Origin of the sequence: Ancylobacter sp. FA202 (assembly GCF_000380205.1) — a bacterium.
GTDB lineage: Bacteria > Pseudomonadota > Alphaproteobacteria > Rhizobiales > Xanthobacteraceae > Ancylobacter.
The window spans coordinates 40,920-54,453 of sequence record NZ_KB904819.1 but is presented as its reverse complement, the minus strand read 5'-3'; the positions used below and the strand labels follow the sequence as shown (position 1 = coordinate 54,453).

Below are 13,534 nucleotides of genomic sequence, written 5' to 3'. Positions count from 1 at the left end.
ATGGACTGGACTGTTCAGTTCATCATTGACCGCGCCCGCAATATGCGTCAAGCGTAAAACTGAACTGAACTGACCAGTACAGCCAAGGCAGGTCCTCATGCGCGTGGGTCTTTCAAGCATAGCCGGGCCTTCGAGGCGCCGGCGGCCGAACCGGGCGGGGGTTCTCGTCATCGGCCTCCTCGCGCTCGCCGCGCTGACCGGCTGCGGACCGGAGCAGGCACAGGCACCGCGGGCCCTGGAGACGGTGAAGGCTCAGCCGGCCTCCTTCCAGCCGATCGCCCGCACGGTGTCGCTGAGCGGAACGGTCGCCGCGCGGGTGGAGAGCAAGCTCTCCTTTCGCGTCGCCGGCCGTATCGCCGAGCGCAAGGTCGATGTCGGCGACCATGTGAAGGCGGGCGACGTTCTGGCGACGATCGAGACGCCGGAGCAGGTCGCCGATCTGGAGGCCGCCAAGGCGTCGCTGCAATCGGCCGAGGCGACGCTGGCGCAGGCGCAGAGCAGCTTCAAGCGGCAGCAGCAGCTGATCGCGAGCGGCTTCACCACCCGCAGCAGCTACGACGCGGCCGAGGAACAGCTGCGCCGCGCCGAAAGCTCGGTGGAATCGGCCCGGGCCGATGTCGGCACCGCCGAGGAACAGCTCGCCTTGACCGTTCTGAAGGCGGACGCCGACGGCGTGATCACCGCCCGCGACGCCGAGACGGGACAGGTGGTGTCGGCGGCGCAGACGGTGTTCACCCTGGCGCAGGACGGGGCGCGCGACGTGGTGTTCGATGTCTATGAGGCCCTGCTCGCCGATGCGCCTGCAAGCGACAGGGTGGAAATCAGGCTGCTCTCCGACAGGAGCGTGGTCGCCACCGCCATCGTGCGCGAGATCGCCCCGACCTTCGACACCGCGACCGGCACCGTGCGGGTGAAGATGTCGCTGATTGATCCGCCCGCCGCCATGAGCCTGGGCGCGGCCGTGCTCGGCAGCGGGGCGTGGGCGAGCACGGAGGTTGTCACGCTGCCCTGGACGTCGCTTGCCGCCGGTGAAGCCGGACCCGCGGTCTGGGTCATCGACCCCGCGACCAACGCCGTATCGCAACGCGCCATCACCGTGGAACGCTACAGGACGGGGGAAATCCTCGTCAGTGCCGGGCTGGCGGAAGGCGAGCTGGTCGTGACGGCGGGCGGCCAGTTCCTGCGCGCCGGCCAAATTGTCTCCATCTCATCGGGAGAACCGTCATGATGGTTCGACGCGCATTCGTCACCTTGGTCGGGCTCGGCTCCCTGGTCGCGCTCAGTGCCTGCTCGGAGAATGAGGCGGCGCCAGCGCCCCCCGTCCGGCCCGTATTGTCAATGGTGGTGGCCCCGCAGGGCGCCGAGGCGGTCCGCTTCACCGGCACGGTCCAGCCGCGCTTTTCGCGCGATCTCGGCTTCCGCGTGCTGGGGCGGGTGGTCTCGCGCCATGTCGATGTCGGCCAGACGGTTACGGCCGGGCAGGTGCTGGCCGAACTCGACCCGACGACCCTTTCCCTTGCCGTCCGGCAGCTGGAGGCGGAGCTTGCCAAGGCGGAGGCCCAGCTCGTCTACGCAACCGCGACCCGCGACCGGAAAAAGGTGCTTGTCGGCCACAAGGTCGCCTCGCAGGCCGATCTCGATACGGCGGAGGAAGCGCTGGCGAGCGCCAATGCCGCCGTCACCCGCGGCCGCGCGGCCCTCGACAAGGCGCAGGAACAGCTTTCCTACACCCGCCTGCTGTCCGAGACCGATGGCATCGTCACCGCCACCGATGCCGAAGTCGGCCAGACGGTGAATGCCGGCGCGACCGCCATCACCGTCGCGCAGGCCGATATTCGCGAGGCCATGGTCGACGTTCCCGACGAGATAGCGCGGGCGTTCAAGGTGGGCGACCTGTTCACCACCGCGCTGCAGGTCGAGCCCAGCATCCATGCCGATGGCCGCGTGCGCGAGATCGCGCCGCAGGCCGACGCCGCCACCCGGACGCGGCGCATCCGCATCACCCTCGACGCCCCCCCGCCGACCTTCCGCATCGGCACGACCGTCATCGCCTCGCCACAGCAGATCACGCAAAGCGCGATCGAACTGCCGCGCTCCGCCCTGCTCACGGCCGATGACCGCCGTTTTGTCTGGGTGGTGGACGAACAGGCGATGACCGTCGCGCGCAAGCCGGTGGAGGTCACGGACGAGGCCGGCGAAACGGTTCGGATCACCGGAGGGATCGAGGCCGGAACGCGGGTCGTGACCGCCGGCGTGAACAGCCTCACCGAAGGCCAGACGATAAAGCTCGATCCGGAGATGGTTCCATGAACGGCTTCAACCTGTCGGACTGGGCGCTCCGCCACCGCTCGCTGGTCTGGTATTTCATGCTGATCGCGTCGGTTGCCGGCGCCATGGCCTATTTCAATCTCGGTCGTGAAGAAGATCCCAACTTCACCATCAAGACGATGCTCATCACCGCCATCTGGCCGGGGGCGACGATCGAGGACACCGCGACGCAGGTGACCGACCGGATCGAGCGCAAGCTCGAGGAGATCACCACCCTCGACTACACCAAGAGCCAGACCTCGCCGGGCCGGACGACCATCTTCCTCAACCTGCGCGACACGACGCAGGGGCGCGCCGTCAACGACACCTGGCTGCGGGTGCGCAACATCCTCACGGACCTCAAGGGAGAACTCCCCGAGGGCGTGCAGGGCCCGTTCTTCAACGACGATTTCGGCGACGTCTACGGCAATATCTACGCCTTCACCTCCGACGGCCTCACCCAGCGCCAGCTGCGCGACTATGCGGAGGCGGCACGGGCCCAGATCCTCACCGTGCCGAATGTCGGCAAGGTCAATTTGATCGGGGCACAGGACGAGATCGTCTATCTTGAATTCTCCACCCCGCAGATGGCGGCGCTCGGCCTTTCCCAGCAGACCATCATCAATGCGCTGAGCGCCCAGAACGCCGTCGCTCCCTCCGGCACCGTCGAGGCGGATGGCGAGCGGATCTCGGTGCGGACCAACGGGCAGTTCGCCTCGGAGAAGGACCTGAGCAAGGTCAATCTCTGGATTAATGACCGGTTCTTCCGCCTGTCTGATGTGGCGACCATCACCCGTGGCTATGCCGATCCGCCGAGTTCGCTGTTCCGCTATGATGGGCAGCCGGCCATCGGGCTGGCCATCGGCATGAAGCCGGCCGCCAACCTGCTGGAGTTCGGCGAGGCGCTGTCGGAAGAGATGCGCCGGATCGAGGCCGAGCTGCCTGTCGGCGTCGGCGTGCATCTGGTCTCCGACCAGCCACAGGTGGTCGAGGAGGCGGTCGGCGGCTTCACCAAGGCGCTGGGCGAGGCGGTGGCGATCGTCCTGGTCGTGTCCTTCATCAGCCTCGGCATGCGCGCCGGCCTCGTCGTCGCCCTGTCGATCCCGCTGGTGCTGGCGATCACCTTCGTGGTGATGGAATATCTCGGCATCTCGCTCCAGCGCATTTCGCTCGGCGCGCTCATCATCGCCCTCGGCCTGCTGGTGGACGACGCCATGATCGCGGTCGAGATGATGGTGTCACGGCTCGAAGTGGGCGACACGCTGGAGAAGGCGGCGACCCATGTCTACACCTCCACCGCCTTCCCCATGCTCACCGGCACGCTTGTCACGGTCGCCAGCTTCATTCCGGTCGGGCTCAACAGCAGCAGCGCCGGCGAGTTCACCTTCACCCTGTTCGTGGTCATCGCGGTCTCGCTTGTGGTGTCGTGGATTGTCGCGGTTGTGTTCACGCCGCTGCTCGGCGTCAGCCTGCTGCCGAAATCCATGAAGAAGCACCATGAGGAAGCGGGGCGTTTCACCCGGCTGTTCCGCGCGGTGCTGCATGGCTGCGTGCGCTTCAAATGGCTGACCATCGCCGCCACCCTCGCGCTGTTCGTCGGATCGCTGGTTGGGATGGGGTTCGTGCAGCAGCAATTCTTCCCCTCCTCCGATCGACCCGAGGTCATTGTCGACTGGACGGCGCCGCAGAACGCCTCGATCACCGAGACCCGGGCGCAGATGGACCGCTTCGAGGCGGCGCTGAAGGGCGACGACGACATCGCCTTCTGGTCGTCCTATGTCGGCGAAGGCGCGCAGCGCTTCCTGCTGTCCTTCGACGTGCAGCCGGCGAGCCCGAATTTCGGGCAGATCGTCATCATGACCAAGGGGCTGGAATCGCGCGACCGTGTGATCAAGCGCCTCAAGACTCTCGGCGAGCAGGAATTCGTCGGCACCGACGTCTTCGTTCACCCGCTGGACATCGGGCCGCCGGTCGGGCGCCCGATCCAGTACCGGATCAGCGGCCCGGATGTCGCGAAGGTGCGGGCCTTTGCCCAGGAGGTCGCCGGCATTGTCGGCGCCAACGAAAACACCGATCGCGTCACCTATGACTGGATCGAGCCGGGGCGGGTGGTGAAGATCGACATCCTGCAGGACAAGGCGCGCCAGCTGGGCGTGACCTCGCAGGACGTGGCTACGGTGATGAACGGTGTCGTCGGCGGCTCGACCGCGACGCAGATCCGCGACTCCATCTACCTCGTCGACGTCGTGAGCCGGGCCCGCGCCACCGAGCGCGCCTCGATCGAGACGCTGGAGAACCTGCAGATTCCGACCCAGAACGGGCGATCCTTCCCGCTCGCCGCGATCGCGACGTTCCACTATGAGCTGGAGCAGCCGATCCTGTGGCGGCGCAACCGCATCCCGACGATTACGGTCAAGGCGGGCCTGGTGACGCCGGTCCAGCCGGCGACCGTCGTCGACCAGATCAAGCCCACGCTCGACGCCTTCATCGCCAGGCTGCCCCCGGGCTATCATGTCGTCACCGGCGGTGCGGTCGAGGAGAGCGCCAAGGGACAGGGCCCGATCCTCGCCGTCGCCCCCTTCATGCTGATCACCATGGCGACGCTGCTGATGTTCCAGCTCCAGAGCTTCCAGCGCCTGTTCCTGGTGGTGGCGGTCGCGCCGCTCGGCCTGATCGGCGTCGTCGCCGCGCTGCTGCCTTCCGGTGCGCCGCTGGGCTTCGTGGCGATACTGGGCGTGCTGGCGCTGATCGGCATCCTTATCCGCAACTCGGTCATTCTCGTCGTGCAGATCGAGCACCTGATCGGGGAAGGGCAGGACAGGTGGCACGCCGTGCTGGAGGCCACCGAGCACCGGATGCGGCCGATCATGCTCACCGCCGCGGCGGCCTCGCTGGCGCTGATCCCGATCTCGCGCGAGGTGTTCTGGGGCCCGATGGCCTATGCGATGATGGGCGGGATCATCGTCGGCACGGTGCTGACGCTGCTGTTCCTGCCGGCGCTGTATGTCGCCTGGTTCCGCATCAAGGAGCCGGACGACGTGCCGGCCGCGCCCCCGGCAGAGGATGCGAGCCTGCGACCCACGGGTGGCGGCGCCACCTGAACAGGGTTGCGGCGACAGGGGCAGGATCTGCGAATGGACTTCTCCGCGCGTGGCGGAGAAGTCCTGACCCTTGTCAATCCGCCGCGCAGCCGCTTCGGCGGAGCGCTGTCGCACCGGCGAGACGCGGGACCGTGCGGCCGATTATGGACATCGCCCTCAGGCGCCGTAGCCGACGATGCCCTTGATCTCCAGAAAATCGCGCAGGGCGAAATCGGCATATTCGCGCCCATTGCCGGACTGCTTGTAGCCGCCAAAGGGGGCGAACAGGTCCCAGTCCGGGTAGTTGAGATAGACCGAGCCGGCCCGAAGCTGGCGCGCCACGCGGCGGGCCTCGTCGATGTCCGCGCCCTGCACATAGGCCGCCAGGCCATAGGGCGTATCATTGGCGATGGCGACGGCCTGCTCCACGCTGTCATAGGGGATGATCGACAGCACCGGCCCGAAGATCTCCTCGCGCTCGATCCGCATGCCGGGCTTCACGTCGCCAAACACCGTCGGCTTCACATAGTAGCCGGTCTCTAGCCCCTCCGGCTTGCCCGTGCCGCCGATGACGAGGGTCGCGCCCTCATCGATACCGGCCTGGATGAGGTCCTGCACCTTGGCGAACTGCACATCGCTGACCAGCGGGCCGATCTGTGTCTCGGGGTCGGTGGGGGAGCCAACGAGCACCGCCTCGGCGGCGCGGCGGGCGATGTCGAGCGCCTCGCCGTGCCGGTCGGCCGGCACCAGCATCCGGGTCGGGGCGTCACAGGACTGGCCGGTATTGCCGAAGCAGGCCCGCACGCCTTCCGACACCGCCGCCTCGAGATCGGCGTCGGGCAGCACAATGTTGGCGGACTTGCCGCCGAGTTCCTGCGCCACGCGCTTCACTGTCGCGGCGGCGTTGCGCGCCACATCGGTGCCGGCGCGGGTCGAGCCGGTGAAGGACACCATGTCGATGTCGGGATGCGAGGACAGCGCGGCGCCGACTTCGGGGCCGGTGCCATTGACCAGGTTGAACACGCCCTTGGGAAAGCCGGCCTCGTGGACGATCTCGGCGAAGACGATGCCGGAGATCGGGGCGATTTCGGAGGGCTTCAGCACCATGGTGCAGCCGGCGGCAATGGCGGGCGCGACCTTGCACATGATCTGGTTGAGCGGCCAGTTCCACGGCGTGATGAGGCCGACGACGCCAACCGGCTCATGGGTGACACGGGTGGTGCCGCGCGTCTCGTCGAATTCGAAGCGCCGGAACGCCTCGATGGTCGCCTTCAAATGGCCGAGGCCGGCATAGGCCTGGGAATCACGGGCGCGGGCGATGGGCGAGCCCATCTCGCGGCTGATCGCCTGGGCGACATCCTCGTAGCGGCGCTCATAGACCGCGAGCAGCCGCTCAAGGAGAGCCAGGCGCTCCTCCTTGGTGGAGAACTGGAAGCTGGCGAAGGCCGCGCGCGCCGCCGCCACGGCGCGATCAACATCGGCCTGCGTGCCCAGCGAGATGGTGGCGAATTCCTGTTCGGTCGCCGGATCGACCACGCCGAGCGGTCGGTTCTCCAGCGGCTCGACGAAGGCGCCATCGATGTAGAACTTCTGCGTGTTGGGACTCATGAGGGCTCGTCTCTCATCGCTGGGAAGGCAGGGGTCGGCTAATCTGCGCGCTGCGCGTGGCGATAGGCAATACGGATGGCCGCGCCGCAGCACCGATACCAAGGAAAGTTGGGGGTAGCGATCGGCTCGCGAGGAGGCAGGCTCTGCCGAAGCGCCAAGCTCCTGGATTGCCTATGGACTCGGCTGATGGATTAATCGGACTTCTTGCCGACAAACGGGACACCCCGAACCTCAGGTGAAGCATGCACGATATCGTGGAAAAGACGGCGCTCGACATCAGGTCCCTGATCCGGTCCAAGGCGCTGTCGCCGGTCGAGGTGTTCGACGCATTCCGGGCGCGTATCGAAGCGACCAATCCCGTCATCAACGCTTTCGTCACGGTGGACTTCGACCGCAGTCGCGAAGAAGCCAAGTGGGCGGAGGACGCCGTGATGAGGGGTGAGCCGCTCGGGATCGTCCACGGGCTTCCCGTCGGTATCAAGGATCTTCAGCTCACCGCCGGCATGCGGACCACCTTCGGCTCGCTGGTTCACAAGGACAATGTGCCGACGGAAGACGAGCTGATGGTGCAGCGTCTGCGCGCGGCCGGCGCCGTCATCATGGGCAAGACCAACACGCCCGAATATGGCAGCGGCGCCAACACGACCAACCGGGTCCAGGGCGCCACGGTAAACCCGTTCGACCTCGCCCTCTCGGCCTCGGGGTCGTCGGGTGGCTCGGCCGCGGCTCTGGCGGCGGACATGGTGCCGCTGGCCTCGGGCTCCGATCTGGGCGGCAGCTTGCGCACCCCGGCCTCGTTCTGCGGGATCGTCGGGCATCGCCCGTCGCCGGGCGCCTGCCCGATGGAGGTTTCAGGTGACGTCTGGTCGCCGCTCGCCGTCGATGGCCCGATGGCCCGCAACGTGCCGGATGCGGCGCTGCTGATGGCAGCCATCGTCGGAAGGACGCACCGGGATCCCCTCTCGCAGGACCTTTCGGCCGATGCGTTCCTAAATCTCCCCGAAGTCGACACCAAGCGGCTGCGGATCGCGTTTTCCGACGATCTCGGCTGCGCGCCGGTCTCTCGCGACGTGCGGCAGCATTTCCGGATGGTGGCCGAGCGGATGGCGGGCATGTTCGGCAGCACCGAATGGAGCCACCCCGAGATCAAGGATCTGGACGAAACCTTCGAGGCGCTTCGGGCGGTGGGCTATGGTCATTCCCTCGGTGACTATATCGATCAGCACCGTCCTCTCTGCGGCGCCAACGTCGTCTCCAATGTCGAGCTCTCCCGAAAACTCTCTCTTGCGGATGTGGGGCGTGCCCATGCCCGCCAAAGCGAGATTTTCCGCAACTTCGAGACGTTCTTCAGGGACATCGACATATTGATCTGCCCGGCGGCCTCCGTGGTGCCGTTCCCGGTCGAGAACCTCTATGTGAAGGAGGTCGATGGCCGGCAGATGGAAACCTATATTCGGTGGGTTGGCATTGCCTATGCCATCACCCTGAGCAGCCATCCCGCCACGGTCATCCCGGCCGGGCTGGGGCCGACGCAGATGCCGTTCGGCCTTCAGATCGTGGGGCGCAGCCGCGATGATGTGGGGACGCTGGCCGCCGCCGCCGCGATCGAGGCGCGGTTGGCGCGCGACGCCGTACTGGCGCGCCCGCTCCCGGACGTCGGGATGCTGTCGACCCCCGGCATCGCGACCTCGGCGGGAAACATCCCGCCCGCGCTTGCTGCCCACTGAGTGGTTAAGCGGTCATGCGCGTGGGGCCAACAGGCGGCCCCCCGGCGCAGGGTCCGCTCCGGGGAGGCGACGCCCAGCCGGCGTGGGTGCCGGCTGCCCCTCTCCCGGGGAGGGGAGGGTCAGCGCGTCGCCGGGTCGGTCAGGAAGACGTAGATCTTGCGGGTATGCTCCACGATCTCCCACGTGCCCTTCCAGCCGCGCGGCAACATGAGGGCATCGCCGGGCCCGAGCTCGCGGCTTGTGCCATCGAGCTGGGTCATGATGATCTTGCCCTGCAGGAAATAGCAGAACTCCGCCGCCCCCGTCCGATCGGCGGTGAAGTGGCCCGGCGTGCACTCCCAGAGGCCGATGTCGAGCGACCCGTCGGGCGCGGTCCAGAGCGAGGAGGCGCCCTCCTGCTGCCCGGGGCTCAGGGTGGTGGGCTTGTCGGCCAGTGCGCCAAGGTCGATGCCGGACAATTGGGTGAATACGGAAAGGTCGATCATGTCGTCTCCTGCCAAAGGCGGCAGCGATGGCGCCGCCTTGGATCAATGGGCGCGGGGGGGTGAAGGCGCGCGGGCGGTCAGCGCCCGGTGAGGGCGTTGGCCAGCGTGGCGAGGCGCGAGGTGGCGCGCCCGCCGGTGCTCGCCTCGTTGCGGTCGGCCTTGTGATAGAGCCAGTACATGCCGTGCACGCCCAGCCAGCGGAAGGGCTCCACTTCCCATTTGCGCGGCCGGCGGTTCACCCAGGGCAGGCTGGTGCGTTCCGTGTGCTTGTCCAGCACCAGATCGGCCAGTGTCTGCCCGGAGAAGTTCGAGGTGGAGACGCCAAGACCGACATAGCCGCCCGCCCAGCCGATGCCGGTCCGGGGATCCAGTCCCGCCGTCGCGCACCAGTCGCGCGGCACGCCGAGCACGCCGCACCAAGCATGGTCCAGCTTCAGGCCGCGGGTCTGCGGAAGCATGCGGTAGAGAATATCCTTCAGCGCCTGGATGGTCTCGGGCTGGGTCTGGCCGCGCACATCGGTCTTGGAGCCGAACCGATAGGGCACGCCACGCCCGCCCATGGCGATGCGCCCCTCGCGCGTGCGCTGGGCATAGCAATAGGCGTGGGAGGCGTCGGCAAGGAGCTGGCTGCCCTGCCAGCCGATCTCGCGCCACAGATCATCCGGCACCGGCTCGGTGACGATGATGGCGCTGTTCATCGGGATCCACTGCCGCTCATTGCCGGGAATGCCGTGGGTGAACCCCTCGGTGGCCCGCACGATGCGCTTGGCCTTCACGGTGCCGCGATCGGTGCTGACTCGGCCCTTGGCGATGCCGGTGACGGCGGTGCGCTCGTAAATGGCGACGCCGCGCCGCTCCACCGCCTCGGCGAGGCCCCGCACCAGCTTGGCCGGCTGCACCCGCGCCACATCGTGCCGCACCAGGGCGCCCTGCGCCTTGTCGACCCGGATGCGGGTGGCCGCTTCTGACCCGTCGATGAGCTCCAGCCGGCTGGTGGGCACCTCCCAGGCCATGGCTTCCTCATAGCCCTCGCGCAGGCGCTCCATCTGCGCCGGGCTCTGGGCGAAGGTCAGGCAGTCGGTGAGCAGATAGTCACAATCGATGCCCTCTTTCTCCGTGACGCGGCGCACCTCCGCGACGGTGCTGCGCAGCTGCCGCTCCCACTCGATGATTCCCTCGCGCGTGCCGGAGGAGAGATATTTCTCCCGGCTCCAGCCGAATTCGCCCGAGCACCAGCCGCCATTGCGGCCGGAGGCGCCGAAGCCGGCGAATTCCTTCTCGACCACGGCAATGGAGAGGCCCGGCTCTGCCTCCTTTAGATAATAGGCGGTCCACAGCCCGGTGAAGCCGGCGCCGACAATGCAGACATCGACCTCGATGTCTCCCGGCAAAGGCGGGCGATAGCCGGGCACGCCGCCAATATCGGCATACCAGAAGGACACATCGCCATTCTTCTTCACGTCCATCGCCATCGTTCCTTCAGTGACCGGCGGTCGATCCGTCGTCTGCCAAGAGCACGCTCTCCTGCGGCCGCCACGCCAGCTCGACCGTGGTGCCGAGGGCGAAGGGCGCGCCTTGCGTGGGGGTTCGGGCGGTGACATGGCTGCCATCGGCCAGTGTCACCTCATATTTCATCGCAGCGCCGAGATAGAGCATCTCGCGGACCACGCCGGAGAGGATGTTGGTGCGCCCCTCCTGCGGCCCGGTGCCCGGTGCCTGCACCATCACAGCCTCGGGTCGCAACAGGATGACCTGCACGCCATCCCCCTTGGCCGCGCCCGGAGCGGCGAGGGGCGTGCCGGCGACGGTCAGCATCGTCTCGCCGCCGGCCGCGCGGTGCGGGCCGCGCAGCACCGAGCTCTCGCCGATGAACTGGCCGACGAACAGCGTCTGCGGCGCGGTGTAGAGTTCCTGCCCGGTGCCGACCTGCTCGATCCTTCCCCTGTTGAACACCGCGATCCGGTCGGAGAGCACCAGCGCCTCCTCCTGGTCGTGGGTGACATAGACGAAGGTGGAGCCGAGCTCGCGGTGGATGCGCTTGATCTCAAGCTGCAGCACCTCGCGCAGCTTCTTGTCGAGAGCGCCGAGCGGCTCGTCCATCAGCAGCAGCGAGGGATTGAACACCATCGCCCGCGCCAGCGCCACGCGCTGCTGCTGGCCGCCCGACAGCTCGGAGGGGTAGCGATGGGCGAAGCTTTCCAACTGCACCTTACGCAGCGCCTCTCCCACCGCACGGGCCCGCTCGGCCTTGCCGACGCGGCGCTGCTTGAGCGGATAGGCCACGTTCTGCGCCACGCTCATATGCGGGAACAGCGCGTAATGCTGGAACACCACGCCGATATTGCGCTTGTGCGCCGGCACATGGCCGATGGAGCGCTCGCCGAGCCGGATGTCGCCGCCGCTGAGATCGGTGAAGCCGGCAATCAGGTTCAGTGTGGTCGTCTTGCCCGAGCCCGAAGGCCCGAGAAACGACATGAACTCGCCGGGCTCCACCCGCAGGCTCACATTGTCCAGCGCGGTGAAGCTGCCATAGAACTTGCTGATGCCGTCAATGTCGATCGCCGCGCCTTTTGAGGCCGCCTCGTTGCTCACAGCGGTCATGCCCCGCGCCTCCGCAGTCCTAGGATGAGTCCCAGCCCGATAATCAGCGTGGTCGCCAGGAAGATGAGCGACCCCACCGCCGCCACGGTCGGGTCGGCATCCCGCGTCATGGAGGAAAAGATCTGCACCGGCAGCGTCTTGAGCTGTGGGCTGGTGATGAACAGCGACACGATCACCTCGTCAAAGGAGGTGACGAAGGCGAACAGCGCCCCCGACAGGATGCCCGGCAGGATGAGCGGCAGGGTAACGGTGAAGAAGGTGGTGAGCCGCGAGGCCCCCAAACTCGCCGCCGCCGTTTCCAGCCGCGCGTCGAACACGGCGAGATTGGCCCCCACCGCGATCACCACAAAGGGGATGGCGAGCAGCGTGTGCGCCAGCACATAGCCGGTCCATGTGCCGACCAGCCTTGTATCGAGATAGACGGCATAGATGCCCACCGCGAGCACCACGCCGGGCACGATCATCGGGGTGAGCAGGACCACGCGGATGATGCCGCCGGCGCGGGTCTTCAGCCGCTCGATGCCGATGGCCGCCATGGTGCCGATGATTGTGGCCACGACCGCCACCATCGCCGCGATCTTCACCGAGACGACCAGGCTGCCGAACCACTGCGGATTGGAGAAGAAGTTCGCGTACCACTGGGTGGAGAAGCCCTGCGGCGGGAAGGCCAGCGATTTCCTGTCGGCGAACGACATCGGGATCACCACCAGCGTCGGCGCCACCAGCCAGATGGCGATCAGCAGGCAGGAGAGCTGCAGCAGCAGCCGGCCGGGACGGAAGCCTGTCATCGGCTGCCTCCGCTGATCTGGTAACTGCGCCGCATGAAGGGGCCGGCCAGCGCCAGCACGCCGAAGGTCGCCACCAGCAGCACCACGCCCATGGCGCCGCCGCGTCCCCAGCTCAGCAGCGACAATACCTGCTGCTGGATCAGGGTGGAGAGCATGGTCGATTGCGGCCCGCCCAGCAGCAGCGGCGTGATGTAGAAGCCGAGCGACAGGATGAACACGATGGTCGCCCCGGCGAACACGCCGGGCAGCGACAGCGGCAGATAAATCTGGAAGAAGCTCTTCACCGGATGCGCGCCGAGGCTGCGCGCCGCCTGCAGCAGCCGCAGGTCGATGCCGCGCATCACCGCGTAGAGCGGCATGATCATGAAGGGCAGCAGCACCTGCGTCATGCCGATGGTGACGCCGAGCTGGGTGCGGATCAGCCGCACCTTCTCGAAGCCCAGCGCGAGCAGGATGCGGTTGATGACGCCGGAATCCTGCAGCAGGATCACCCAGGCCAGCGTGCGCACCACCCCCGACACCCAGAAGGGCACCAGCACGCACATGATCAGAGCCAGCCGCACGCGCGGCCCGGCGATCGACATGGCGAAGGCGTAGGGATAGGCCACCAGCACGCAGCAGGCCGTCACCCAGAAGGCGATGGTGAAGGTGCGCGCCAGCACGGTGAGGTTCACCGGAGTCTGAAAGAACCACACATAATTCGCCAGGCCGGGCACCGGCTCGGCAAAGCTGCGCAGCACGATGACGCCGAACGGCACCGCCATCACCAGGAGCAGCACCGCGATGGCCGGCAGCGTCAGCAGAAGCGCCCCGCGCGGGGCGCGGCCGGTCAGAACAGACATGGTTCAGCCTCTCTCGCGGACGCGAAGCGCGGCGTGGGGGCGCAGCGCGCGGGCGCCTCGCGCGGGGGATCGGGGCGACGCGGTCGCCCCGACCGT

10 protein-coding genes are annotated in these 13,534 nt (G+C 67.4%); 4 read left to right on the top strand and 6 right to left on the bottom strand.

The window, feature by feature from the left end; translation table 11 throughout:
- Positions 1-244 precede the first annotated feature (244 nt).
- From A3M1_RS0123745 to A3M1_RS0123735, 3 genes are read left to right on the top strand one after another with little or no spacing between them, the layout of a single operon-like run.
- The gene (locus tag A3M1_RS0123745) at positions 245-1,228 is read left to right on the top strand and encodes an efflux RND transporter periplasmic adaptor subunit (RefSeq protein WP_245261949.1); all 984 of its coding nucleotides are present in this window, start codon (positions 245-247) and stop codon (positions 1,226-1,228) included.
- A complete protein-coding gene (locus A3M1_RS0123740; RefSeq protein WP_039784564.1) occupies positions 1,225-2,310 on the top strand; it encodes an efflux RND transporter periplasmic adaptor subunit in 1,086 nt (361 codons plus the stop codon). Before A3M1_RS0123745 ends, A3M1_RS0123740 begins: the two co-directional genes overlap by 4 nt.
- Complete coding sequence (locus A3M1_RS0123735; protein ID WP_018391487.1) at positions 2,307-5,408, top strand: efflux RND transporter permease subunit; 3,102 nt, start codon at positions 2,307-2,309, stop codon at positions 5,406-5,408. Before A3M1_RS0123740 ends, A3M1_RS0123735 begins: the two co-directional genes overlap by 4 nt.
- Positions 5,409-5,564: 156 nt before the next feature.
- Here A3M1_RS0123735 and A3M1_RS0123730 read toward each other — a convergent pair whose 3' ends face one another.
- Positions 5,565-6,995, bottom strand: a complete 1,431-nt coding sequence (locus tag A3M1_RS0123730) for an aldehyde dehydrogenase family protein (RefSeq protein ID WP_018391486.1) — start codon at positions 6,993-6,995, stop codon at positions 5,565-5,567.
- Positions 6,996-7,237: 242 nt separating this feature from the next.
- Between A3M1_RS0123730 and A3M1_RS25335 the strand changes: the two genes are divergently transcribed.
- Positions 7,238-8,722, top strand: coding sequence for an amidase (locus A3M1_RS25335; protein ID WP_018391485.1), 1,485 nt, complete (start codon positions 7,238-7,240; stop codon positions 8,720-8,722).
- A gap of 119 nt (positions 8,723-8,841) precedes the next feature.
- On the opposite strand, the gene A3M1_RS0123720 is transcribed toward A3M1_RS25335, so the two are convergent.
- The 5 genes from A3M1_RS0123720 to A3M1_RS0123700 all read right to left on the bottom strand — a co-directional run bounded on the left by A3M1_RS0123720 (position 8,842) and on the right by A3M1_RS0123700 (position 13,438).
- Entirely contained in the window at positions 8,842-9,207 is a 366-nt protein-coding gene (locus A3M1_RS0123720) for a cupin domain-containing protein (RefSeq protein WP_018391484.1), read from the bottom strand.
- Positions 9,208-9,284: 77 nt separating this feature from the next.
- Entirely contained in the window at positions 9,285-10,673 is a 1,389-nt protein-coding gene (locus tag A3M1_RS0123715; protein ID WP_026221482.1) for an FAD-binding oxidoreductase, read from the bottom strand.
- A 13-nt stretch (positions 10,674-10,686) separates the two neighbouring features.
- Complete coding sequence (locus A3M1_RS0123710; RefSeq protein ID WP_018391482.1) at positions 10,687-11,808, bottom strand: ABC transporter ATP-binding protein; 1,122 nt, start codon at positions 11,806-11,808, stop codon at positions 10,687-10,689.
- The gene (locus A3M1_RS0123705; protein WP_018391481.1) at positions 11,805-12,596 is read right to left on the bottom strand and encodes an ABC transporter permease; all 792 of its coding nucleotides are present in this window, start codon (positions 12,594-12,596) and stop codon (positions 11,805-11,807) included. The genes A3M1_RS0123710 and A3M1_RS0123705 overlap by 4 nt, the downstream gene beginning before the upstream one ends.
- Positions 12,593-13,438 carry an ABC transporter permease gene (locus A3M1_RS0123700; protein WP_018391480.1) on the bottom strand — a complete coding sequence of 282 codons (846 nt, stop codon included), beginning with the start codon at positions 13,436-13,438 and terminating at the stop codon, positions 12,593-12,595. The genes A3M1_RS0123705 and A3M1_RS0123700 overlap by 4 nt, the downstream gene beginning before the upstream one ends.
- Positions 13,439-13,534 lie beyond the last annotated feature (96 nt).

Excerpts from the sequence above, each read along its gene's own strand:
- A3M1_RS0123740 (WP_039784564.1), top strand. The coding sequence starts at position 1,225 with ATGATGGTTCGACGCGCATTCGTCACCTTGGTCGGGCTCGGCTCCCTG.
- A3M1_RS0123735 (WP_018391487.1), top strand. The coding sequence starts at position 2,307 with ATGAACGGCTTCAACCTGTCGGACTGGGCGCTCCGCCACCGCTCGCTG.
- A3M1_RS0123730 (WP_018391486.1), bottom strand. The coding sequence starts at position 6,995 with ATGAGTCCCAACACGCAGAAGTTCTACATCGATGGCGCCTTCGTCGAG.
- A3M1_RS25335 (WP_018391485.1), top strand. The coding sequence starts at position 7,238 with ATGCACGATATCGTGGAAAAGACGGCGCTCGACATCAGGTCCCTGATC.
- A3M1_RS0123720 (WP_018391484.1), bottom strand. The coding sequence starts at position 9,207 with ATGATCGACCTTTCCGTATTCACCCAATTGTCCGGCATCGACCTTGGC.
- A3M1_RS0123715 (WP_026221482.1), bottom strand. The coding sequence starts at position 10,673 with ATGGACGTGAAGAAGAATGGCGATGTGTCCTTCTGGTATGCCGATATT.
- A3M1_RS0123710 (WP_018391482.1), bottom strand. The coding sequence starts at position 11,808 with ATGACCGCTGTGAGCAACGAGGCGGCCTCAAAAGGCGCGGCGATCGAC.
- A3M1_RS0123705 (WP_018391481.1), bottom strand. The coding sequence starts at position 12,596 with ATGACAGGCTTCCGTCCCGGCCGGCTGCTGCTGCAGCTCTCCTGCCTG.
- A3M1_RS0123700 (WP_018391480.1), bottom strand. The coding sequence starts at position 13,438 with ATGTCTGTTCTGACCGGCCGCGCCCCGCGCGGGGCGCTTCTGCTGACG.